A 21331-nucleotide genomic window follows, 5' to 3' on the forward strand; every position below is an offset into this window, starting at 1 on the left:
ATGGCTGAGATCGTGCTCGACAAGGTGACCAAGCGGTTCCCCGACGGAGCCCTCGCCGTGTCGGAGATGAGCATTCACATCCAGGACGGGGAGTTCGTCATCCTCGTCGGCCCGTCGGGTTGTGGGAAGTCGACGGCGTTGAACATGATCGCGGGTCTGGAGGACATCACCTCCGGCGAGCTCCGCATCGACGGTGAGCGCGCCAACGAGAAGTCGCCGAAGGATCGCGACATCGCCATGGTGTTCCAGTCGTACGCGCTCTACCCCCACATGAGTGTGCGGGAGAACATGGCGTTCCCGCTGCGGCTGGCCAAGGTGGACGACGCCACGGTGAAGCGGAAGGTGGAGGAGGCGGCGGCGGTCCTGGACCTGACCCAGCACCTCGACCGCAGGCCGTCGAACCTCTCCGGTGGGCAGCGGCAGCGGGTCGCCATGGGGCGCGCGATCGTGCGCAAGCCCAAGGCGTTCCTCATGGACGAGCCACTGTCCAACTTGGACGCCAAGCTGCGGGGCCAGATGCGCACGTCGGTGTCGAAGTTGCAGAAGCAGCTGGGCACCACGACCGTCTACGTGACCCACGACCAGACCGAGGCCATGACTCTCGGAGACCGGGTCGTGGTGCTGCGCAGCGGCGTCGTGCAGCAGATCGGCGCACCGCAGTTCCTGTACGACAACCCTGTGAACCTGTTCGTGGCCGGGTTCATCGGGTCGCCGTCGATGAACTTCGTGCCGGCGACGTTGGAGAACGGGGCGTTGAACAGCACGCTCGGTTCGGTCGAGCTGCCCGACCGGCTGCGCCGGATGGTCGAGCAGGCGAACGCGCCTCGCGACGTGATCATGGGTGTGCGTCCGGAGAGCTTCGAGGACGCGGCGCTGATGGAGGAGGGACACCGCCGGGGCGGCGCGACCTTCGACGCGACCGTGGACGTGCTGGAGTCGATGGGCTCGGAGAAGTACGCCTACTTCACGGTGGACGCGGAGCTCGCGCAGAGCAGCGAACTCGCGGAGCTCGCGGCCGACGCGGGTGCCTCCGACGTGCCGGGTGCGGGTTCGACCGTCGTGGCCCGCCTGTCGGCGTCGTCGGAGATCCGGGAGGGCGACCGGGCGCAGGTGTGGTTCGACATGGACAAGATCCACCTGTTCGACCCCTCGACGGGCAAGAACCTCACCTACAGCGGCTGAGAACGGCTGAGGAACCGGCGCGGGCTGCGCACGAGGGCGGTGTCGCTGTCGTCGTGCGCAGCCCGCCGTCGTGTCCGCAATCGCTGCCGTCTCCGCGGCGTCAGGATCGGCGGTCGCGCACGGCCTTGATGACGTCGTCGTCCCAGCGGTGGGTCCGGATGAGCCGGTACCGTTCGCTGGCGACCAACAGGTACGCCTCGGCTTCGGTGCGGTCGCCCACCAGGTCGGCCTGGTGCAGCATCTGCACCACCGGCTCGAACTCCTCGGTGTACCACCGCTGCGCCACGGTCTCCCGGTCGAGCAGCGCTCCCTCGTCCTGCATCAGCCGGAAACCCCACGCCTCGACGTGCTCGCCGAGCTGGGCGTAGTCCTCGGATTTGGTCATCACCACCGCCGCGCGGGCCTCGCCACGCAGCGGCACCCGTTCCAGGAACAGCCGCCGGTAGCCCTTGACGATGAGGTCGCCGCGGTGCCGGATGCCGCTGGGGTCCACCTTGGTCTTCACGAGGGTGACGTTGGCTTCGATCGTGGTGAGCCCGAGGGCGTAGGCGACCGACACCCTGTGGTGCCCGTCGATGACGAAGTGCAGGTCACCGACGCGGTACACGTCGATGGGCGGGATGTGTTCGCCTCGCCTGCTGGCCTGGGCGAGCCGCTCCCACCGCTGGCGGACGCGGGCGGAGGTGGGCCGGAACCGGCGGTCGAAGTCCCGGCCGCGGTCCACACTGCCCACGATGGAGTCGAGGCGGATCACCCGCAGCCCGATCCGCCGTTCACCCACCCTGCCGAGTGCCTCGACCACTTCGTCGAAGGGCAGCGTGATGTTGACGTCGTCGGGCTCGCCGCGAAGCCACATGGCCAGCCGCGAGAGGACCTGGCGGCGGCGGGCGCGGAGGAAGTCGTGTTCGGCGTCGACGCGGGGAGAACCTGAGCTGCGGCTTCTCACAGTGCCTCCGTGGGGGTCGGGCGGCCGATCCCGAACACGTGGGCCCCGACGACGTTGCGCACACGCGTGTCGCCGAGGCGGTGGTCCGGAGTGGGCCGACCGTAGGGGTGGACATGTCCGTGGAGCAGCCACCGGGGTCGCAGGCGGCGCACGGCGTGGTGCAGGCACTCGAACCCTCGGTGGACCGGGTCCGGCCCGTCACCGACGCCCCGGGGCGGCGTGTGGGTCAGCAGGACGTCCACGGGACCGCGGGCGCGCCGCACGAGCCTGCGGGCCCGGCGGGCCTGCGCGCGTTCGCTCCACTGGTTGGGGCCGTTGTTGTACAGCGGCGACCCGCCGAGACCCGCGATGCGTACCCCCGCCACCTCGACGACGCGTCCGTCGGCGTTGACACCCCCCGGCGGGCCCGGCCACCGCGAGGGAAAGCCGGCGCGCAGGGCCAACCCGTTGCGGAAGCCGAACCCGCTGAGGTCCGGGTCGTGGTTGCCGGGCACGAACACCAGCGGCCGGTCGAGGGTGCTGGCGAGGAAGTCGAGGTAGTCGAACGGGAGGTCGCCCGCGGCGAGGATCAGGTCGACCGACACGTCGGTGACGCACGCGCTCCACAGCGCTTCGTCGACCTCGTCGGACACGGCGAGGACGCGCGGCGGCGCGTCGATGTCGGGCACGCCGCCGAGGCGTCGACCGCCCGGCGAGGACATGGCCCCGATTATCCCGTGCCGTTGGCGAGTTCGGGGTTCGTCGCGATGACCGCGGTGACGACGACCACCCAAACCAGCGCGGCCGTGAGGGCCCAGAACTTGAGGTTGGTGAGCATGCGGGACACGACTCACTCCTTTCGTCGAGCAGGGAAGGCAGGAAGGCTTCAGCGGCGACGAGACGCTCGCGTCAGAGCCATTTCTTCTTGCGGAACACGCGGTAGAGCACCAGGCAGATCACGAGGATCACCACGATCACCGCCGGGTAGCCGTAGCGCAGCTGCACCTCGGGCATGTACTCGAAGTTCATGCCGTAGATGCCGGCGATGGCGGTGGGCACCGCGATGATCGCCGCCCACGAGGTGATCTTGCGCATGTCGGAGTTGAGCTGGAGCGTGATCTTGCCGAGCGTGGCGTCGACCAACGTCGTCAGCAGTTCGTCGAACGCGGCCACGCGGTCGGACACCGTGATGACGTGGTCGTGGACGTTGCGGAAGTACGACCGGACCTCCTCGGGGATCATCCGGGTGTAGCCCTCCGCCAGCCTGCGCAGCGGCGTCGCCAGCGGCAGTACCGCCCTGCGCAGTTCCAGCACCTCGCGCTTGAAGAGGTAGATCTGTTCGGACGTCACCCGCGTGCGCGGCGCGAACACCTCGGTCTCCATCTCGTCGATGTCGTCCTCGATGCGCTCGGTGACGTTGAGGAAGTGGTCGACGACGTGGTCGGCGATCGCGTGCAGCACCGACGCGGGACCGTGCAGCAGGCGTTCGGGGTCGGCGTCGAGCTCCCGGCGCAGGTGCGTCAGACCGGCGTGGTTGCCGTGGCGGACGGTGATGATGAAGTCGGAGCCGACGAACGCCATGAGCTCGCCCGACTCGACGATCTCGTTGGCCGTGGTGGGCGAGTCGTGCTCCACGTACCGCACGGTGCGGAACACCATGAACAGCGTGTCGTCGTAGCGTTCGAGCTTCGGCCGCTGGTGGGCGTGCACGGCGTCCTCGACCGCGAGCTCGTGCAGCCCGAAGGTGTCGGCGATGCCCTGGATCTGCTCCTCGGTGGGCTCGTGCAGGCCGATCCACACGAAGCCCTCGCCCCGGGACCGGACCTCGGCGATCGCGTCGGCGTGCGACCACTCGCCGGGTTGCCGGACCCCGTCGACGTAGACACCGCAGTCGACGACGTACGTGGGTGGCGTGACCTCGCGGGAGCCGCCGCGACGCCGAAGGTCGCGGGCCCGGCCGTTGGCACGGCCGCGCAGGCTGCCGAGAGAGGGAATGGCGGGCATGGGAAGCCTCCTGGCTGTGACGTCGTGGGTCGATGACGACAGGCACGTGCCAGCGGCCCCGCCTGGGGCTCGACGAGACGCGGGAGAGACGCGGGAAACGCGAACGGCTACCGCGGCGTCAGTGATCGGGCCCGTGAGGGAGGGACGCCGGCCGAACTAGGAAGCGGACTATCGCCACTACTCATCTGCGTCCTCACCTCCTCGGACTCGACGTCGATCGGCGCGGGCGGCGAGTGTGGAGGACCCGCCGTGCGAACATCTCGCGCCGCTGTCCGAGGGTACCCCTGTCGGAGTGATCACGTCCGGACAGGCCGGTGTGATGTTGGTGAATATCCGGTGGTAGAGCCGGAAAGTGGAGGCGACACGCCCACAGCCGGGCCTGCCAACGGTTACGGTGAGGCGAGATCCCGCCCGAACCGGGCCCGGTGGGCGGGACGCCTGTCGGCCACCCCGAGGACGGACATGACTTCGAGTCTGGACACGGTTCGCGAGCGCCTGCGCCGGTTCGCCGAGTACGAGGCGGCGGACTCGTCGCCGCTGTACTCGCATCTGGCCGCCGAGGCGGCGGGCGACGACGACGTCGCGCGCCTGCTCACCGCGGCCTCCGGAAACGACGCGCATCCCACGCTGCTGCTGGCCGCGGCGCACCGGTTGCTCCAGTCGGAACCCATCCACCCGCTGACGCGGTACTACCCGTCCCTGGGCGGCCTCGACGGGCCGGACGAGCAGACGTGGTCGCTGTTCCGGGAGTTCGTGCTCGACCGGGCGAAGGCGATGCGCGAACTCGTCGGGACCCGGTTCACGCAGACCAACGAGGTCCGGCGCGCCGCCGTCCTCTATCCCGCGGTCGCCTCCGTGGCGAAACGGGTCCGGGGAGCCGTCGGGCTGCTGGAGGTCGGGTGCAGTGCCGGCCTGCTGCTGGGCATGGACACCTTCTCGTACCGATACCTGTGCGACGGCGGGGAACAGATCACCGCGGGCCCGGCCAAGGCGGCCGTGGGCCTGCACTGCGCGCTCGCGACGGGTCCGGAGGCGGTGTTTCCGGCGCTGCCGCGCAAGGTGACCGTCTCGGCGCGTGTCGGGCTGGACCGTTCGCCCGTCGACGCGTCCGACGAGGAGGAGCTGGCGTGGCTGGAGGCGTGCGTGTGGGCCGACCAGCCCGACCGCATCCGCCTGCTGCGGACGGCGGCGGCCGCGCAACGCCGCAAGCCACCGGAGTTGGTGGCGGGTGACGCGGTGGATGACTTCGCCACGGCGGCGGCCCGGGTACCGGACGAGGTCCCGCTCGTGGTCTTCACCAGCTTCGCCCTGCCGTACCTGTCGGCGACCCGGCGGGACGACTTCGTGGCGGCGTTGCGGGAGGTGGCGTCCCGGCGGCGCCTGTGGTGGGTCGCGATGGAGGACTACGCGGCGGGGCTGCGCCACGTGCTTCCCGGCCGGGACGAGTTGTCCTACGCCGTGACGGGCCGGGCCACGCTCGGTCTGGTGTCCTTCGAGAACGGGCAGGCCAGCGCGGAGGTCAAGGCGCAGGCCGTGCCCCACGGTCAGCGCATGACGTGGCTGGCGAGCTGACTCGCGCGCTCGTCAGCAGCGGGGCAGCACGCCCCAGTCCCGCAGGTTCGCGTGCAGGCCCTTCGTCAGGAGCCCGGCGCGGTCCAGGTCGGCCAGTTCGGCGTCCGTGACCCAGCGGGCGTCGGCGGCGTCGTCGCCCGGCCGTAGCGCTGTGTCCTCGACGCCCTCGACGGTGCACGCGTAGTCGTGGATCTCGTATCGATCGCGGGTGACAACGCCCACACGACGTTCCGGCCGTACCGACAGGCCGGTCTCCTCGTGGAGCTCGCGGACGACGGCGTCGGTGTCGGTCTCCCCGGACTCCACCCGGCCGCCCGGCAGCGACCACAGTCCTCGGGAAGGCGCGTGACCTCGAAGGATGAGCAGAAGACGTCCGTCGGAGTCGAACACGATCCCGCCGACGCAGCGCTGGGTGCTCAACGCGGTCTCCTCTTCCCAGGAGTGTGTACCCGACATTTCGGGAACCTCACGGAGTGTAGTTGAAGATCGACTTCGCTGCACCGCACTGACCCAAGTGCAGGACTTTACTGCCGTAACGGAGCGCAGTGCGGTACAAACTTAGTGGCACCAAGCCGCTGTACAGGTCTGCACTTCGAGAGACGGGATTGATCACCGTGAACGTCAAAAAGCTTGCGATGTTCGCTGGTATCGCGTTGGTCCTCTTCTTCGTGATCGCCCGGCCAGGCGAGGCGGCGGGGTTCGTGGACAACATCATCACCGCGCTGCGAGACGCCGCCGAAGCCGTGATCACGTTCGTCAGCAACGTGTTCAGCTGATCGGCACGCTCCGGCCATGTTCGCGCCACGTGATCCAGACGAGTACCTGCTCGACACCGAACGTCGGGTGATCAGAATCCGGCGGCACTGGGCCTGCCTCATCTGGCAGACCTTCGAGGCCGTCGCCCTGATCGCCGTGTGCGTGATGGTCTCCTACATCCTGCCGCCCGCGATGTGGATGCTGCAGAACGTCCTCTGGTACGTCGCGCTGTTCCTCGTGCTGCGCTTCGCCTACCAGGTCGTGGAATGGTGGGTCGAGCGCCTGGTGGTCACCGACAAACGCTTCGTCATGACCACCGGGGTCTGGACGACACAGGTGCTCATGATGCCCATCACCAAGGTCACCGACCTCACCTACGAGCGGCCGTTCCTCGGCCGCATCCTCGGGTACGGGACGATGGTGGTGGAGTCGGCGGGGCAGATCCAGGCGTTGAACCGCATCGAGTACCTGCCGAAGCCGGAGGAGTTCTACGACACGATCTCCGAGCTCGTGTTCGGCGACAAGCAGAAGCAGGCCGAGCGGTTCTCCATGATCAAGGCGCAGCGGGCGGCGCGGCGCAGCAAGAAAAAGGTGATCGGCTGACGCGCGAGCAGGACGGCGGCGACGACGCCGGCCGGGTGCGGCCCAGGGTGCGGCCCCGCATACCGGGCGGCGCTGGACAATGGTCCGTGTGCGCATCGACCTGCATACCCACTCGACCGTCTCGGACGGCACCGACAGTCCTGGCGACCTGGTCCGCATCGCGGCGGACGCCGGTCTCGACGTCATCGCGCTGACCGATCACGACACCACCGCGGGATGGGACACGGCGGTGCGGTCGCTGCCTCCGGGACTGCGTCTGGTGCCGGGTGCCGAGCTGTCGTGCGAGGCGCCGGCCGCGGACGGGCGCCGGGTGAGTGTGCATCTCCTGGCGTACCTGTTCGACCCGGCGGCGCCCGCACTGGTCGTGGAGCAACAGCGGTTGCGGCGAGAACGGCGGCGGCGGTTGCGGGTGATGGCCGAGCGCATGGCCGCCGACGGTCTGCCGGTCGATCCCGACGAGGTGCTGGGGGAGCTCGGCCCGGATGCGCCCGCGGGCAGGCCGCATCTGGCCCGCGCCCTGGTGCGCGCGGGTCTGGTCCGCACCGTCGACGAGGCGTTCGCGCGGTTCCTCGGCGGTGGCCGCGGGTATCTCGTGCCGAGGTCCGACACACCGGTCGCGACGGCCATCGACATGATCAACGAAGCGGGTGGGGTCACGGTGCTGGCGCATCCGTTCGCGTCCTCGCGAGGTCCGACGATCTCGGAGGACACCATCGCCGAGCTGGCGGAACGGGGCCTGACCGGCGTCGAGGTGGATCACCCCGATCACGATCCGGCGACGCGCCGCCGGCTACGGGGCCTCGCCGACGACCTCGGCCTGGTCCGGACCGGGTCGAGCGACTACCACGGCAGCAACAAGACCCTCGTCATCGGCCAGGAGACCACGGAACCCGACCAGTTCGAGGCTCTGCTCGCGCAGGCCACCCGCGCTCCGGTGGCGGCGTCGTGACCGAGTTCTTCAGCGTCACCCTGTTCCTGGAGGCGTCGATCACCCTGCTGGTGATCATGGATCCGCCCGGGACGGTCCCGGTGTTCCTGAGCCTCGTGGGCCGCAAGACGCCCTCCGCGAGGGCCAAGGCCGCACGGCAGGCCGTGCTCGTGTCGCTTCTCGTCGTCACGTTGTTCGCGGTGGCGGGGGAGTTCATCCTCGTCTACCTCGGCATCGGCATTCCCGCGCTGCAGGGTGCGGGCGGATTGCTGCTGTTGCTGGTGGCGCTCGACCTGTTGACGGGCAAGGGCACGTCGCAACCGGAGGCGGCGGAGGACGTCAACGTGGCGCTCGTGCCGCTGGGCACGCCGCTGCTCGCCGGCCCGGGCGCCATCGCGGCGACCATCGTGTTCGTGCGCGAGGCGCAGGGGCACGTCGGTTCGTACGTGGCGCTGGGGGCGGCCATCGTTGCCGTGCACCTGGTGCTGTGGGGGTGCATGAGGTACTCGGGTGTGCTCATCCGGGTGGTGCGGGAAAGCGGCATCACCCTGCTGGCCAAGGTCGCGGGTCTGCTGCTGGCCGCCATCGCCGTCGATCTGGTGGCCGACTCGATCCGCGGCTTCATCGAGGGGGCGTGACATGGAACAGCTCGGGTTCGACTTCGGCGTCGAGCCGCAGCCGCTGATCAAGGTGACGCCCGCGAGGCTGTCGCTCTACGACGACTGCCCTCGGCGCTACCGCATGACCTACCTCGATCGGCCCGCCCCGGTGCGCACCGGGCCGTGGGCGCACAACACGGTGGGCGCGGTGGTGCACAACGCGCTGCGGGAACTGTTCGCCCTCCCGGCGCGGCGGCGGACGCCCGAGCGGGCGGCGAAGCTCGTCGCGGAGCACTGGCGCAGCGCGGGATTCGCCGACGCGGTGCAGGTCGCACGGTATGCCGAGGCGGCTCGGCGTTGGGTCGCCGACTATGTCGAGCACCACGGCGCGGAGGCCGATGTCGTCGGCCTCGAACGGTGGGTGTCGGCGAGGGTCGGCAGCGATCCGAGCGCACCGTCGTTGCTCGTGGAGGGCCGGGCCGACCGCATCGACCGGCGTGGAGGCGAGTTGGTCGTCGTCGACTACAAGACGGGTCGGCGCGCCCTGCAGGACGCGGACGCGCAGCGGTCCCAGGCGTTGGCCCTTTACGCCGTCGCGGCGCGCCGCACCCTGCACGCGCCCTGTTCGCGGGTCGAACTGCATCACGTTCCCACGGGCACCGTCGCGGTCGCGGAGCACACCGAGAAGACGTTGGGCGAGCACGTGCGCAAGGCCGAGGAGACCGCCACGGCCACCCGTGCCGCGGCCGATAGGCTCACCGAGGGGGGCGATCCGGATCACCTCTTCCCTGCGCGACCGGCGCCTCGTTGTGCCTGGTGCGAACTGCGTCCCAGCTGCCCCGAAGGAAAGCAGGCGGCACCCGCCGCTCGCCCCTGGGACTTGCTGGCGCCGACGACGTGACGACGATTGACGGAGTGACATGGCAGAGCCGGACACGGTGGAGTTGAGCGTGCCCGCCGAGCCGACTCGGGCTCGGGTCCGGGTGTGGCGGGGACTCACGGGCGCCCTCGTGGCGGGGTGGGGTGCGGTCGTCGTCGTCCTCGTGGTCGCTCAGGTCGTGGCGTGGAGCGGCGGCGGGGAGGGCCCCGGTGCGTTCGAGCTCGTCGGACACGCCGTCGGCCTCGTGTTCGCCGGGGGAGCGCAGTTCGTCGCGGAACGCAGCGACGGTGTACGGGCGGGAGCGGCGGGCGCGGCGATCGCCCTGCTCACCCTCGTGATGCTGTGGGTCTTCTGGTGGTCGTGAGCGGCGGCGCCGCTCATCCGGCGTCGCGGCCGAGCCAGCGTCTCCAGCGTGGGAGCAGCGCCGCGAGCAAGGCGGCCGGATTCTCCGTGTTCGGTGAGTGGGCCGCGTCCGGGACGACGACGAACTCGGCACCGAGCCGGCGAGCCATGTCCTGCTGACTCGGCACGCTCCACGCGTCGTCGTGCGCTCCGGTGACGACGAGGCCCGGTGTCGCGCCGGCCCGCAGGGCCGCCGCCAGGTCGTCCACGAGGTCGGGTTCGTGGCGCAGCCCGTGGGCCATGCCGAGCAGACAGGCTGCGGACGTCGCCACGAAACGGGTCCGGAGGAACTCGGACAGCGCGTCCGGCGCACGGTCGACGCTGCCGTCGCCCAACGCGGCGGTCAGCTGCTGCCGCACCGCGTACGCCGCGCCGACACCGCCCTGCCGCAACAGGACCTCCCCCGCGTCCAGAGCTCGGCGGCGGGGACCGGGCGGAAGCGCCGCGGGCCCGCTGCACAGCAGGGTCAGTCCCGCGACCGGGGCTCCGGCGAGGACCGCGCCCCGCGCCACGTGCCCGCCGTAGGAGTGCCCGAGCAGGACGACGGGACCGTCCGCGGCGAACGACGTCGCGAGGTCGGCCACCACCTTGCCCAGTTCCGCCGGGCGGTACGCCGACTCGTCGTGCGGGCCGGGTGACTCGAACTGCCCGGGAAGGTCGACGGCCACCGGCAGGATGCCCGCCGCGGCGATGCCGTCGAGCAGGGGAGCGAAGTCCTCTTTGGACCCCGTGTAGCCGGGAACGAGCAGAGCGCTGCCCACGGTGTCGCCCGGACGAGGGCCCTGCAGCGCAGCCACCGGCCCGTGTGGACCGTCGAGCTCGACTCGCGTGGCTCCGTGGGGGCTCAGTGCGGACGACGGGCGCGGCTGGCTCATCCGATCATCGTAGTGCCACCAGGGTGCCGCCCCGTTGTTCGAGCAGGACCGGACCCGTGGCCTCCAGCTCGACCGGCCCGGAGTGACCGCGCCGGTCGACGGCGACGGTGCGGGTCACGGCGCCGGTGCGTTCGTCGAGCGCCGCGAGACCGCCGGGAATGGGCACGACGTACTCGCCCGCGAACACGGTGCCCGCGCCGAGGGTGCCCTCGACCGTCCACCGGGGCCGCAGGTCGGGCAGCGAGAGGGCGACGGTGCTGGAGCCCGTGAACCAGTACAGCTGCTCGCGGCCGACGGCGGTGGAGACCGCGCCCGACTCGGGTACGGCGGCGAGGTCGTCGGACGGGACGGCGAGATCGAACGTGCCGACCTGCTTGCCGCCGTAGTCCCAGACGAACAGTTGTCGCCGCTCGGGCAGCGCCACCGCCACCCGTTCGTCCGACATGGCCACGAGCTGGGCCGTCGTCTCGGGCAGCAGGGCGCTGAACACCTGCTCGGGTTCGTCGGCCTCGTCGCCCGCGGCCTTCAGCACCGTCAGTCGGGCGCCGGTCTCGTTCGGGCAGTGTTCGATCACACCCACCCGGTCGCCTCCCGCCGCGACCGTGGAGTAGTGGCAGTCCGGCCTGGGCTGGCGGTTGGGGTTGACGGGCGCGGGCACCCGACCGTATTCGAGGGTCTTCACCAGGTCGCTGCGCCACGTGTTGATCAACCGGGTGCCGGTCGTGGTCACGTGGCCGCCGTCGACGACGAGCCGGGTGGGTGACTCGGCGTCACCGTTGCGTTGAGCGGTGCGTTGCCCGGTCGCCGGGTCCAGCTGAGTCACCTCGCTGCACCCGGCGTCCTTGCGGTACACGGCGACGGCCTTCGACCACGCGGTACCGACGGTGCAGAGTTCCAGGTCGCGGCCGTACTCCCAGCGCACCTCGCCGGTGAGCGGATCGCGGCCCGCGACCGTGCCGTCCGAGCCCGTGATCACAAAGCCGCCCTGGGCGAGCGGCACCGGGGTGGCGGCGCTGTCGGCGCGCCACCGTTCCGCGAGACTGCCGGGCACCGACGCCGGTCCTTCGAGGCGCGGCGGCGGTTCCGAGGCCGTGCGGTGGGTGGTGGCGTGGCTGTCGCTGAACAGCCAGACCACCACGCCCGCGGCGACGCACACGACGGCCAGCGCCGTGGCCAGCACCCGGTCGCGCCGCCGGTTCCAGGGAGAACGCCGTGACGCGCGAGCACGCTGCGAGTCCTCACCGGTGGTGTCGCGGGCGCCGTCGTGCAGGCCGCCCGGAGTGTGCTCCGCGTCCGGCGCGGAGCTCTCCGCCGGGCCCGGCGCGTCCTCGTTCTCCGGCCTGGTCTCCGGCGGAGGCGAGGTCGTCTCGGGAGGGTGCTCGTCGGGCCGTCCGGACGGGGTGCTCACGCGCCCTAGTCTGCCTCCGCCGCGGCTTCGGTGGTGTTGGTGGGGTTGCCGCCCACCGCGGCGCCGCGGGTCCTGCGGCGGCGACGGCGGCGTGCGGGCCGCTCGCCGCTGTCGCTGTGTGACGACTCCTCCTTGTCGGCCGGCGCGACGTGTTCGGCCGTCGGCGTGTGCGGCGCGCCGCTGCGGGTCCGGCGCCTGCGCGGGCGGGTGTTGTCGGACGTCGCGTCGTCGCCGGCGTGCGTGGGGCGCTCGGTCGCGTCCTGCGTGGCGGAGGAGATCTCCCGTCCACTGCGGGTGCGCCTGCGCTGGCGCGTGCGCTTGCGCGGCGCGTCCGCCCGGCCCTCGTCCCGGCTCCGGGTCCGATGCCGCTTGCCTCCGAAGTCCTCCTCGTCCTCGGCGGCGAGTCCGGCGCGCGTGCGCTTGGACAGCGGGAGTCGTCCGGTGGCGGTCTCCGGGATGCCGAGGTCGGTGAACAGATGCGCCGAGGTCGAGTAGGTCTCCACGGGCTCCGGCATGTTCAGCCCGAGCTCGTCGGAGATCAGCTTCCAGCGGGGGATCTCGTCCCAGTCGACCAGCGTGATCGCCACGCCGGTCTTGCCCGCCCGGCCGGTGCGACCGATGCGGTGCACGTAGGTCTTCTCGTCTTCGGGCGTCTGGTAGTTGATGACGTGCGTCACGTCGTCGACGTCGATGCCGCGAGCGGCGACGTCGGTGGCCACGAGCACGTCCACCTTCCCGGAGCGGAACGCCCGCAGTGCCTGTTCCCGGGCGCCCTGGCCGAGGTCGCCGTGGACGGCCGCGGCGGCGAACCCACGCTCGGTGAGGTCGTCGGCGACCTTCTGCGCGGTCCGCTTCGTGCGGGTGAAGATCATGGTCAGTCCGCGGTTCTCCGCCTGGAGCACCTTGGCCACGAGTTCGGGCTTGTCGAGCGAGTGCGAGCGGTAGACGAACTGCGTGGTCCGTTCGTGGACCGCTCCGGCCTCGTTGTCCTCGGCCCTGATGTGGGTCGGCTGACGGAGGAAGGTCCTCGCGAGCGTGAGGATCGGGCCGGGCATCGTGGCCGAGAACAGCATCGTCTGCCGCTGCTCGGGCACCATCCGCAGGATGCGCTCGATGTCGGGCAGGAAGCCCAGGTCGAGCATCTCGTCGGCCTCGTCGAGCACGAGTGTGGCGACCTTGCCGAGCACCAGGTGGCGCTGTTCGGCGAGGTCCAGGAGCCTGCCCGGTGTGCCAATGACCACGTCGACGCCGTCGCGCAGCGACTTGATCTGCGACTCGTAGGGGCGTCCGCCGTAGATGGACGCGATGCGCACGCCGAGGTGCTTGCCCGCGTTCTCGAGGTCCTGGCTGACCTGCACGCACAGCTCACGCGTGGGCACCACGACGAGTGCCTGCGGGGTGCCGTCGCCGGGCAGCGCGAGCCGCTGCAGCAGCGGCACGCCGAAGCCGAGGGTCTTGCCCGTTCCGGTGCGGGCCTGGCCGATGACGTCGTCGCCGGACAGGGCGAGCGGGAGCGTCAGGGCCTGAATGTCGAAGGTCCGCTCGATACCCGAGGCGTCCAGCGCCCGGACGATCTCCGGGTGGACGCCGAGCTCGGCGAAGGTCGGGTTGGAGGGGGACACGGTGGCGTTGTCGGGGGCTGTGCCCGTCGCCGGGTCGGTCGTGGGGTTGTCGTTGCGTTCGATGTCGAATCGCCTCTCTCATACCAGCGCGCACAGCCGGTTGCTCACGGCTTGTCGACCACCACGCGAAAAAGCGCTTCGCTTCGCGACGTGTCACACGAAACGGAGTGGGACGCCGCTGGAGGCGTGCACGCACATTGTCAATACGGAGTGAAGTGGTGCGACGGAAGACGGCGTAGGAGAACCGGCGCCTGGTTCGGCACTGCGTTGTGTCCGGAGCTTGTCCGGACCGTCGTGCCGAGCGCCTCATGTGCGCCATCTCGACGTCGTTGCACTACACGAGGCCACCTTCACTACCAGTCGACAGTCTAACCTGTCCAGTCCCCGACGCCCGGTGCGTCGCCCGGTGCGGCGGCGTGTTGTTGGTCTCGTTGTGGCCTGAACTACGGTTGTTTCCGTGACTGACGCGAAGGCTGGTGGCACCGAAGGAACCCGCTCGATCGGGGCGGGCGTCGTCGATCTGCTCGGCGTGCTCGCGTACAGCGAGCTCTCGGCGTTCGACCGGCTGGCCGAGGATGCGCGCACCGCACCGTCGCTGGCCGGGCGGGCCGCGCTCGCGTCGATGGCGGCGGCCGAGATGGGGCACTACGGGCTGCTGGAGCGCTACCTCTCCGACCGCGGGGTCTCGGTCGAGGACGCCATGCGCCCGTTCATGCGCCACATCGACGCGTTCCAGCAGTCCACCGCGCCGAGGACGTGGCTGGAATCGCTGGTCAAGGCCTACGTCGTGGACAACCTGGCCGCCGATCTGTATCGCGAGCTGGCCGGGGTCCTCGACGACGAGACCCGCGACCTGGTGTTCACCGTGCTCGGAGACACCGGCTACACCGCGTTCGCCCAGCGCGAAGTCGCGGCGGCGATCGAGAACGACACCCCGATGCGCGACCGGCTCGCCCTCTGGAGTCGTCGGCTGCTCGGCGAGGCGTTGACGCAGGCCCAGTACGTGGTCGCGGAAAGCGACGGCCTCGCCGAGCTCATCGTGGCGGGAACCGGCGACCTCTCGGGCATCGCGGCGCTGTTCCGGAAGCTGCAGCAGCAGCACACCAAGCGGATGCAGACCCTCGGTCTCGGCTAGCCTTGATCCGACGAACAGTCACGACTAGGCGGAGGTCGCAGTGGAGGTCAAGATCGGCATCAAGGACGCGCCGCGGGAGCTCGTGGTGGCCAGCAATCTCTCATCCGACGAGGTGGAGAAGCAGGTTGCCGACGCGCTGAGTGCCGACGACGGCCTGTTCCGGCTCACCGACGACAAGGGCCGCAAGTACCTGGTGCCTGCCGACCGCATCGCCTACGTCGAGATCGCGCCGTCCGACGTCCGCCGAGTCGGTTTCGCCGTCGGTTCCTGACGTCTCGAAGTCCCCCCGAGCCACCCTCCGCCCTGCTCGACAGCGGGCGGAGGGTGGCTCGGTGGTTGACAGGTGGTCTCTAGTCCTGCGCGGGCGCCAGGTCCGCCAGCGAGGTGGGCACGAAGAACGGGGGCCTGCTCGTGCCCATGATCCGGTAGCGGTCCCACGGGTCGGGGTCGGAGATCTCGCCGTGAGCGCTGCCCTCGGGTGTGCGGATCTCCACCGTGCGCTTCTTGCCGTCCGCGAGCTCGGAGAGCCGCTGGTCGGCCTTGATCCGGCCGTACCAGTGGTAGTAGCCGTCGATGGGCTGGAAGTGCCCGCGCAGCTCCACCTCGACGTCGAGTTCGGTGTTCTCGTCGAGGTGCAGCGTGGCGGTGCCCGTGTAGCCGTCCTCGTCGTGCTCGTGTCCGCTCACGATGGTTCTCCCGTCGACTCGTGGGCAACAGTGTCGCCGGCTTTCGCAGGGCCGGCTTTCAGCGTGACGACCTTGTTGGCGTCCAGTGGTTTGTCGGGATCCAGCACGATCCCGTGCTGACGGGTCAGCCCGTCGATGGCCGCCCAGATGATCTGCGTCAGATACTCCACGACGCTGTCGCGGCTCATGGTGCGCTTGTCCAGCCACCACTCGCCGGTGTTCTGCACCATGCCGACGATGCCGTAGGCCCACGGTTCGGCCGCGCCGGAATCCATGTTGAGCATCCGCATGTAGTCGCCGAGCAGGGCGGTGATCGCGGTGGCGATGACCTCCTTGTCCTCGGCGACCACGTCGGCGTCCACCGGCCGATCGGCGATCGGAGTGTGGGCCAGCAACCGGTAGAGGTTCGGGTGCTCCTCGATCACCGAGAAGAACGCGTCGAGCGCCATCCGGATACGGGGGACGGGCGCGAGTTCGGCGTTGATCGCCGGGATGAGCCGTTCGAACAGGATCTCGGTGCCCCGGCGCCCGAGCGCGAGGTACAGGTCGGCCTTGTCCTCGAAGTGGCGGTAGAGCACCGGTTTGGTGACTCCCGCGGCCGCGGCCACGTCCTCCATCCCGACGTCGGGACCGTGTTCCGCGAGCGCCCTCAACGCGGCGTCGACGAACTCGGCACGGCGTGCGATCCGGTGCTTGCGCCAGCGGTCGCGTCGCGCGTCGCCGCCTGGCTTCGCTGCGGAGTCGCGCGATCGCCCGCCGGCGCGGCTGGAGCGGTTGACACGGTCGACCATGTTGGTCATGCTACCAGAAGTAACTGTTACCGGAAGTTACATCAAGGGGAAGGTGGTGGGCCGCGATGACGCGCGCCGTGACGGAGTCGAGCCGCGAGAAGACCGCCCAGCGGCTGCTGAGGTCGTCGGCCAACAAGTTCTACGACCCCGAGATCGACATCGACTGGGACGCGCCGCTGGTCGAGGGCAAGCGCTACCTGCCCGAGGAGCGCTCCAGCCTCTACGGCACGCAGCTGTGGGACCGCCTCACGCCCGAGCAGCGCATCGAACTCGGCAAGCACGAGCTCGCGAGCATCGCCACCAACGGCATCTGGTTCGAGGTGCTCCTCATGCAGATGCTGCTCAAGGAGGTCTACGACGCCGACCCCACGACCGAGTTCGCCCAGTACGCGTTGACGGAGATCGCGGACGAGTGCCGCCACTCGACGATGTTCGCCCGCTTCAGTGACCGCGTCGGCTGCCCGCACTACGGTCCGGTGCCCTGGCGCAAGCGGCTCGGCAAGCTGCTCAACGTGCTCGCCTACGGCCCCGCCATGTACGGGTCGATCCTCGTGGCCGAGGAGATCCTCGACCGGCTGCAGCGCGAGCAGATGAACGACCCCGACATCCAGCCCCTCGTGCGCATGGTGAACCGCATCCACGTGCTGGAGGAGGCCCGGCACGTGACGTTCGCGCGCGAGGAGGTCAAGCGCCGGATGAGCACGCTCCGGGGGCCGGAGCGCGCGTACCAGCAGTGGCTCCTCGCGGTGGTCTCGAACGAGATCACCCACAGCCTGATCAACCCCAACGTGTACAAGGCCGTCGGCATCCGGCCGAGGGACGGACAGCGGGCCGCCGAGGCGAACCCGTACTGGCAGGAGACCATCCGGTACACCGGCGAGCGCATCATGGGCTTCCTCGACGAGGTCGGTCTCGTCGGTGCGCCCGGGATGCCCTGGTGGCGGCGTTCGTTCCTGCTCGGGGCGCGGTGAGCGAACGGTGAAGGCACGCGATCTGACCATGGCGGACGGGACCGTTCTGGCCGTCGAGGAGGACGGTCCCGCCGACGCCGATATCACCGTCGTGCTCGTACACGGGTGGACGCAGGACCGCCGGACCTGGGACCGCGTCCTCCCACTGCTGCCGCCCGGGGTCCGGTGGGTGCGCTACGACCTGCGGGGCCACGGGGCGTCGGCGCCGCCGGCGCCGGGCACCGCGACCATCGACCGGCTGGCCGACGACCTCGTCGAGGTGGTCGAGGCCGTCGCCCCCACCGGGCGGCTCGTGCTCGCGGGCCACTCCATGGGCGGCATGACGATCATGGCGCTGGCGGACCGGTACCCGGAGCTGGTGCGTGCTCGCGTCGAGGGCACCGCATTCGTGTCCACCGCGTGCTCGCACATGAGCCGGGTGACCCTGGGGCTGCCCGGCGTGTGGGGAGCCCTCGCGCACCGGGTCGAGCGCAGGCTCGCCGGAATGCTCACCCGCTACCGCCGCGACCGGCTCCCGCTCAGCCGGACCGCGGCGAGGCTGGGTGCCCGGTGGCTGGTCTTCGGCCGCAGGCCCCGCCCCGCCGACGTCGCGATGGTGGCCGACCAGCTGCTGCGCGCCCACCCGGCGAGCGTGGGAGCGTTCCAGACCGAGATCGGCCTGCACGACCGCACGACGGCGTTGTCGGTGCTGCGCGACACCCCCGGCGTGGTCATGTCGGGCACGGCCGACCGGCTCTGCACCACCCGCCACGCCCGCGCCATCGCCGACGAGCTGCACGAAGGCAGACTCGTGCTGTGCCCCGGAGCGGGGCACATGCTGCCGCAGGAACGGGCGACCGAGGTCGCCGAGGAGATCGCGACGCTGTGCCGGGTGGCGGCGACGTCACCGGCCGCCTGAGGGAGCCGGAACCGTTCCCTCTCTCCGGTCAGTCACGACCGGAGAGAGGGAACCCGGCACCGATCCCGCGCCAGGCGAGCGTCGAGATCAGGGACACGGCCTCTTCCTGCGACATCGAGCTGTTGGCCAGCCAGAACCGGGCTCCGACCTGACTCATCCCGACGAGCCCGACGGCGAGCAGTCGCGCCTTCTCCTCGTCGAGGCCCGCGTCGGCCGTGATCGTCTCGGTGATGGCGTCGACGCTGGCCGTCGTCGCCCTGTCCACGGCCTCCTGCACGTCGGGCTCGCCGCGCAGGTCCGACTCGAAGACCATGCGGAACGCGCCCGCGTCGCCGTTGACGAACTCGAAAAACGCGCCGACCGCGTTGCGGACGCGTTGCTTGTTGTCGGTGGTGGACGCCAGCGCCTGCTGCACGGCGTTCACCAGGTTGTCGACGTGGCTTTCCAGCAACGCGATGTAGAGGTCGAGCTTGCCGGGAAAGTGCTGGTAGAGGACGGGTTTGCTCACTCCGGCACGCTCGGCGATGTCGTCCATGGCCGCCGCGTGGTAGCCGTTGGCCGCGAACACCTCCTGCGCGGCAGCCAGCAACTGCGCGCGGCGCTCCGTCCGCGGAAGCCGGACACCGCGGCCGAGCGGTGTCGCGTTCGCCTCATCCGAGACCTGCTGTGCCTGTCCCGTCTCCGTCATCCCCGCCTCCAGTCGTGCGTCCCACCGAACACTACTCGTGGGTACGTACCGCACGCCAAGCGCCAGGGGCGTCAGGCATGCTGTCACTGTGTCCGAAACACGCACTGGTTCACCCAGAAGCCTGACATCCGCTGGACCGGCTGCCCGGCCACCGCTGACCCACGTGCCGCTGTCCACCACACCGCTCGCCGATCTCGACCGCACGTCCGGCCCCTGGCCCGGGGAGACCCGGCGGGTGGGTGAGCTGGAGCTGTACGTGCGGCGCACCGTCGGCGGCGGCGCTGGCGGCGCTGACGGCGCTGTTGTGTCGCCGGTGTCTCCGGCGGACCAGTCTGCCACGGTGGTCTACGTGCACGGGCTCGGCGGCTCGTCGACCAACTGGACGGACCTCGGCGCACTTCTCGCCGGTCACGCGTCGGGACACGCCCTCGACCTGCCCGGATTCGGCTTCTCGGAGCCGATCGACGGCTTCCCCTTCAGCCTCGCCGCGCACGCGGGTGTGCTCGCCGACTACCTGTCCGAGCACACCGACGCGCCGGTGCACCTCGTCGGCAACTCGATGGGCGGGGCGATCTCCATGCTCGTCGCCGCGCACCGGCCCGAGCTCGTGCGCACGTTGACCCTCGTCTCACCGGCCGTCCCCGACCTCCGCCCCGACCCGCGCCGGTTGTCCGACCCCAGGCTGGCGCTCGCGTACCTTCCCGTGCTGGGCAAGCGGGCCCGACGGCAGCTCGCGGCCATGACGCCGCGGCAGCGGGCCGAGCAGGTCATCCGCCTGTGTTTCGCCGACCCGTCCGCGTTCCCCGCCCATCGCTTCGACGAGCTGGTCGAGGAACACGGTGCCCGCGTCGCCTACGACTGGGCCGAGCGCGCGATGTCGCGCAGCACACTGGAGATCTTCCGCACCTGGTTCACCCGGGGCACCGGATCGCTGTGGTCGGTGGCTCCGCGCATCGGCGCTCCCACGCTCGTGGTGTGGGGCACGCAGGACCGCGTCATCTCCGTGCGCAGGGCTCCCCGGACGGCGCGGCTCATTCCCCGGGCACGGCTGCTGGTCCTCCCCAGGACGGGGCACGTCGCGCAGATGGAGCGACCCACGACCGTGGCGAGGGCGATGCTCGGCATGTGGGAGAGCGTCGAGGCCGGTCACTGGTGAGGGACGGCTCCGCCGAACGGGCGACGGACGATCCGCCGAACGTGTCGAGCCACGCGCGGAGACGCGCGCCGGAGTGTGGCACTCTGAAGCCGTGGAGCGGGTAACAGAAGGAGCACGGAACAGCGACTGGGACGTTGCGTCAGCCGGTCACGATCCTGCTGATGCCCGTGGCGCGTCCGTGTCGTCGGCGGATTCGGTGCCCCCGGAGGCCGACGACGATCCGGAGTTCGAGTCCGAGTCGGAGGCCCTCGGCAGACGACGCACGGCGGAGCCGCTGCGCGCGTCGTGGCAGCCCGCCGGAGCGACCCCGCCCGAACGCCCCCGGCGGTCGGGTGTCAAGAAGTTCACCGCCACCTTCGGGTGGCGCGCCTACCTCGTGCCGATCCTGCTCGTCGTCACCGCCCTCGTCGTGTGGGACACCACCCAGAACGCCGCACCGAGCGGGTCCGACTCGGCCGCCGGCGACACGTCTGGTGGAGGGGACGGCGGGGCGGCCCAGTCGTCCGCCGTCGCCACCGAGATCCCCGCCGGGGAGATCCGGCTCGACATCCCCACCGCGGAGCTTCCCGACGGAGGCGACTACAGCAAGAGCGGGCAGGGGGCCTGGCACACCGTTCCGCTCTCCGAGGACAGCGGCGACCGGGTGGGCGACGCCGGGCAGCTGTTCACCTACACCGTCGACGTGGAAGACGGCCTCGACCCGGGCAGCTTCGGTGGCGACGACGTCTTCGCCTCCACCGTCGAGGCCACGCTGTCGGACGACCGGAAGGGCTGGGTGGGCACCGGCGACGTGTCACTGCAACGAGTCGACGACAGCCACCCCGAGCCGGATTTCCGCGTCAGCCTGACCTCACCCGCCACCACGAAGGAACTCTGCGGCGACGCGATCAAGTACGAGGCGTCCTGCTACACGAGCGCGCACGGCCGCGTCGTCATCAACCTGGCCCGCTGGGTGCGCGGGGCGAAGGCGTTCGGCGGCAACATGATCAACTACCAGCAGTACGTCGTCAACCACGAGGTCGGGCACGCACTCGGCAACGGGCACGTCGGCTGCGACAAGGACGGCGGGCTGGCGCCGGTGATGATGCAGCAGACCTTCGGCGTCGCCAACGACTACGTCGCCAAGCTCAACGACCTGCCCGGTGGCGACCGCGACGCCGTGCCCGCCGACGGCAAGATCTGCCTGCCCAACGCGTGGCCCGTGCCACAGCCGAAGGGCGATTGACCGGTCGACAACCGGCACATCCCGC

24 protein-coding genes are annotated in these 21331 nt (G+C 70.6%); 14 read left to right on the forward strand and 10 right to left on the reverse strand.

Translation table 11 applies throughout. From position 1 onward, the window contains the following. On the forward strand, positions 1-1182 hold the full coding sequence (locus SACAZDRAFT_RS16840) for an ABC transporter ATP-binding protein (RefSeq protein ID WP_005443690.1): 1182 nt from the start codon (positions 1-3) through the stop codon (positions 1180-1182). A 100-nt stretch (positions 1183-1282) separates the two neighbouring features. Here SACAZDRAFT_RS16840 and SACAZDRAFT_RS16845 read toward each other — a convergent pair whose 3' ends face one another. From SACAZDRAFT_RS16845 to corA, 3 genes are all read right to left on the reverse strand, one after another. Then, complete coding sequence (locus tag SACAZDRAFT_RS16845; RefSeq protein WP_005443692.1) at positions 1283-2128, reverse strand: ParB N-terminal domain-containing protein; 846 nt, start codon at positions 2126-2128, stop codon at positions 1283-1285. Beyond that, the gene (locus SACAZDRAFT_RS16850) at positions 2125-2829 is read right to left on the reverse strand and encodes a metallophosphoesterase family protein (RefSeq protein ID WP_005443693.1); all 705 of its coding nucleotides are present in this window, start codon (positions 2827-2829) and stop codon (positions 2125-2127) included. The genes SACAZDRAFT_RS16845 and SACAZDRAFT_RS16850 overlap by 4 nt, the downstream gene beginning before the upstream one ends. Positions 2830-3016: 187 nt before the next feature. Next, positions 3017-4111, reverse strand: a complete 1095-nt coding sequence (gene corA, locus SACAZDRAFT_RS16855) for a magnesium/cobalt transporter CorA (RefSeq protein WP_005443695.1) — start codon at positions 4109-4111, stop codon at positions 3017-3019. A 462-nt stretch (positions 4112-4573) separates the two neighbouring features. On the opposite strand from corA, the gene SACAZDRAFT_RS16860 reads away from it, so the two are divergent. Further along, a complete protein-coding gene (locus tag SACAZDRAFT_RS16860) occupies positions 4574-5683 on the forward strand; it encodes a DUF2332 domain-containing protein (protein ID WP_005443696.1) in 1110 nt (369 codons plus the stop codon). Positions 5684-5695: 12 nt separating this feature from the next. Here the strand turns inward: SACAZDRAFT_RS16860 and SACAZDRAFT_RS16865 are convergent, their stop codons facing one another. Then, positions 5696-6139, reverse strand: coding sequence for an NUDIX hydrolase (locus SACAZDRAFT_RS16865; RefSeq protein ID WP_005443697.1), 444 nt, complete (start codon positions 6137-6139; stop codon positions 5696-5698). Positions 6140-6318: 179 nt separating this feature from the next. Between SACAZDRAFT_RS16865 and SACAZDRAFT_RS23425 the strand changes: the two genes are divergently transcribed. The 6 genes from SACAZDRAFT_RS23425 to SACAZDRAFT_RS16890 all read left to right on the forward strand — a co-directional run bounded on the left by SACAZDRAFT_RS23425 (position 6319) and on the right by SACAZDRAFT_RS16890 (position 9813). Next, positions 6319-6459, forward strand: coding sequence for a hypothetical protein (locus tag SACAZDRAFT_RS23425; RefSeq protein WP_005451117.1), 141 nt, complete (start codon positions 6319-6321; stop codon positions 6457-6459). 16 nt (positions 6460-6475) lie between these two features. Continuing rightward, positions 6476-7042 carry a PH domain-containing protein gene (locus tag SACAZDRAFT_RS16870; RefSeq protein WP_005443700.1) on the forward strand — a complete coding sequence of 189 codons (567 nt, stop codon included), beginning with the start codon at positions 6476-6478 and terminating at the stop codon, positions 7040-7042. Between the two features lie 79 nt (positions 7043-7121). Continuing rightward, entirely contained in the window at positions 7122-7991 is an 870-nt protein-coding gene (locus SACAZDRAFT_RS16875) for a PHP domain-containing protein (protein ID WP_005443702.1), read from the forward strand. Further along, on the forward strand, positions 7988-8608 hold the full coding sequence (locus SACAZDRAFT_RS16880; protein ID WP_005443704.1) for a MarC family protein: 621 nt from the start codon (positions 7988-7990) through the stop codon (positions 8606-8608). The genes SACAZDRAFT_RS16875 and SACAZDRAFT_RS16880 overlap by 4 nt, the downstream gene beginning before the upstream one ends. 1 nt (position 8609) lies before the next feature. Next, positions 8610-9470 carry a RecB family exonuclease gene (locus SACAZDRAFT_RS16885; RefSeq protein WP_005443706.1) on the forward strand — a complete coding sequence of 287 codons (861 nt, stop codon included), beginning with the start codon at positions 8610-8612 and terminating at the stop codon, positions 9468-9470. Positions 9471-9489: 19 nt separating this feature from the next. Continuing rightward, entirely contained in the window at positions 9490-9813 is a 324-nt protein-coding gene (locus tag SACAZDRAFT_RS16890) for a hypothetical protein (RefSeq protein WP_005443708.1), read from the forward strand. A 13-nt stretch (positions 9814-9826) separates the two neighbouring features. Here SACAZDRAFT_RS16890 and SACAZDRAFT_RS16895 read toward each other — a convergent pair whose 3' ends face one another. The 3 genes from SACAZDRAFT_RS16895 to SACAZDRAFT_RS16905 are packed head-to-tail and all read right to left on the reverse strand — an operon-like array spanning position 9827 to position 13756. Further along, a complete protein-coding gene (locus tag SACAZDRAFT_RS16895; protein WP_005443709.1) occupies positions 9827-10726 on the reverse strand; it encodes an alpha/beta fold hydrolase in 900 nt (299 codons plus the stop codon). Positions 10727-10730: 4 nt separating this feature from the next. Continuing rightward, positions 10731-12134 (reverse strand): Rv3212 family protein, encoded by a 1404-nt coding sequence (locus SACAZDRAFT_RS16900; protein ID WP_005443711.1) that lies wholly within the window; start codon positions 12132-12134, stop codon positions 10731-10733. A gap of 5 nt (positions 12135-12139) precedes the next feature. Beyond that, positions 12140-13756 (reverse strand): DEAD/DEAH box helicase, encoded by a 1617-nt coding sequence (locus SACAZDRAFT_RS16905; RefSeq protein WP_005443712.1) that lies wholly within the window; start codon positions 13754-13756, stop codon positions 12140-12142. Between the two features lie 457 nt (positions 13757-14213). On the opposite strand from SACAZDRAFT_RS16905, the gene SACAZDRAFT_RS16910 reads away from it, so the two are divergent. Further along, complete coding sequence (locus SACAZDRAFT_RS16910; protein ID WP_005443714.1) at positions 14214-14891, forward strand: ferritin-like fold-containing protein; 678 nt, start codon at positions 14214-14216, stop codon at positions 14889-14891. Positions 14892-14931: 40 nt separating this feature from the next. Further along, positions 14932-15162, forward strand: coding sequence for a DUF3107 domain-containing protein (locus SACAZDRAFT_RS16915; protein ID WP_005443716.1), 231 nt, complete (start codon positions 14932-14934; stop codon positions 15160-15162). A gap of 79 nt (positions 15163-15241) precedes the next feature. On the opposite strand, the gene SACAZDRAFT_RS16920 is transcribed toward SACAZDRAFT_RS16915, so the two are convergent. Both SACAZDRAFT_RS16920 and SACAZDRAFT_RS16925 read right to left on the reverse strand, forming a co-directional pair. After that, complete coding sequence (locus SACAZDRAFT_RS16920; protein ID WP_005443718.1) at positions 15242-15577, reverse strand: DUF4873 domain-containing protein; 336 nt, start codon at positions 15575-15577, stop codon at positions 15242-15244. Then, positions 15574-16377 carry a TetR/AcrR family transcriptional regulator gene (locus SACAZDRAFT_RS16925; protein WP_005443720.1) on the reverse strand — a complete coding sequence of 268 codons (804 nt, stop codon included), beginning with the start codon at positions 16375-16377 and terminating at the stop codon, positions 15574-15576. Before SACAZDRAFT_RS16925 ends, SACAZDRAFT_RS16920 begins: the two co-directional genes overlap by 4 nt. Before the next feature lie 56 nt (positions 16378-16433). Here SACAZDRAFT_RS16925 and SACAZDRAFT_RS16930 point away from each other — a divergent pair, with 56 nt between their 5' ends. Further along, positions 16434-17339 carry an AurF N-oxygenase family protein gene (locus tag SACAZDRAFT_RS16930; protein ID WP_005443721.1) on the forward strand — a complete coding sequence of 302 codons (906 nt, stop codon included), beginning with the start codon at positions 16434-16436 and terminating at the stop codon, positions 17337-17339. 7 nt (positions 17340-17346) lie between these two features. Continuing rightward, positions 17347-18237 carry an alpha/beta fold hydrolase gene (locus SACAZDRAFT_RS16935; RefSeq protein ID WP_005443722.1) on the forward strand — a complete coding sequence of 297 codons (891 nt, stop codon included), beginning with the start codon at positions 17347-17349 and terminating at the stop codon, positions 18235-18237. Between the two features lie 28 nt (positions 18238-18265). Here SACAZDRAFT_RS16935 and SACAZDRAFT_RS16940 read toward each other — a convergent pair whose 3' ends face one another. Next, positions 18266-18925 (reverse strand): TetR/AcrR family transcriptional regulator, encoded by a 660-nt coding sequence (locus SACAZDRAFT_RS16940; RefSeq protein WP_005443723.1) that lies wholly within the window; start codon positions 18923-18925, stop codon positions 18266-18268. A gap of 163 nt (positions 18926-19088) precedes the next feature. Between SACAZDRAFT_RS16940 and SACAZDRAFT_RS16945 the strand changes: the two genes are divergently transcribed. Beyond that, positions 19089-20081, forward strand: a complete 993-nt coding sequence (locus SACAZDRAFT_RS16945; RefSeq protein WP_005443724.1) for an alpha/beta fold hydrolase — start codon at positions 19089-19091, stop codon at positions 20079-20081. Positions 20082-20259: 178 nt separating this feature from the next. Beyond that, the gene (locus SACAZDRAFT_RS16950; protein ID WP_157607031.1) at positions 20260-21306 is read left to right on the forward strand and encodes a DUF3152 domain-containing protein; all 1047 of its coding nucleotides are present in this window, start codon (positions 20260-20262) and stop codon (positions 21304-21306) included. Positions 21307-21331: the final 25 nt, after the last annotated feature.

Source organism: Saccharomonospora azurea NA-128 (assembly GCF_000231055.2).
GTDB lineage: Bacteria > Actinomycetota > Actinomycetes > Mycobacteriales > Pseudonocardiaceae > Saccharomonospora > Saccharomonospora azurea.

Excerpts from the sequence above, each read along its gene's own strand:
- SACAZDRAFT_RS16840 (WP_005443690.1), top strand. The coding sequence starts at position 1 with ATGGCTGAGATCGTGCTCGACAAGGTGACCAAGCGGTTCCCCGACGGA.
- SACAZDRAFT_RS16850 (WP_005443693.1), bottom strand. The coding sequence starts at position 2,829 with ATGTCCTCGCCGGGCGGTCGACGCCTCGGCGGCGTGCCCGACATCGAC.
- corA (WP_005443695.1), bottom strand. The coding sequence starts at position 4,111 with ATGCCCGCCATTCCCTCTCTCGGCAGCCTGCGCGGCCGTGCCAACGGC.
- SACAZDRAFT_RS16860 (WP_005443696.1), top strand. The coding sequence starts at position 4,574 with ATGACTTCGAGTCTGGACACGGTTCGCGAGCGCCTGCGCCGGTTCGCC.
- SACAZDRAFT_RS16865 (WP_005443697.1), bottom strand. The coding sequence starts at position 6,139 with ATGTCGGGTACACACTCCTGGGAAGAGGAGACCGCGTTGAGCACCCAG.
- SACAZDRAFT_RS23425 (WP_005451117.1), top strand. The coding sequence starts at position 6,319 with ATGTTCGCTGGTATCGCGTTGGTCCTCTTCTTCGTGATCGCCCGGCCA.
- SACAZDRAFT_RS16870 (WP_005443700.1), top strand. The coding sequence starts at position 6,476 with ATGTTCGCGCCACGTGATCCAGACGAGTACCTGCTCGACACCGAACGT.
- SACAZDRAFT_RS16875 (WP_005443702.1), top strand. The coding sequence starts at position 7,122 with ATGGTCCGTGTGCGCATCGACCTGCATACCCACTCGACCGTCTCGGAC.
- SACAZDRAFT_RS16885 (WP_005443706.1), top strand. The coding sequence starts at position 8,610 with ATGGAACAGCTCGGGTTCGACTTCGGCGTCGAGCCGCAGCCGCTGATC.
- SACAZDRAFT_RS16890 (WP_005443708.1), top strand. The coding sequence starts at position 9,490 with ATGGCAGAGCCGGACACGGTGGAGTTGAGCGTGCCCGCCGAGCCGACT.
- SACAZDRAFT_RS16895 (WP_005443709.1), bottom strand. The coding sequence starts at position 10,726 with ATGAGCCAGCCGCGCCCGTCGTCCGCACTGAGCCCCCACGGAGCCACG.
- SACAZDRAFT_RS16925 (WP_005443720.1), bottom strand. The coding sequence starts at position 16,377 with ATGACCAACATGGTCGACCGTGTCAACCGCTCCAGCCGCGCCGGCGGG.
- SACAZDRAFT_RS16930 (WP_005443721.1), top strand. The coding sequence starts at position 16,434 with ATGACGCGCGCCGTGACGGAGTCGAGCCGCGAGAAGACCGCCCAGCGG.
- SACAZDRAFT_RS16940 (WP_005443723.1), bottom strand. The coding sequence starts at position 18,925 with ATGACGGAGACGGGACAGGCACAGCAGGTCTCGGATGAGGCGAACGCG.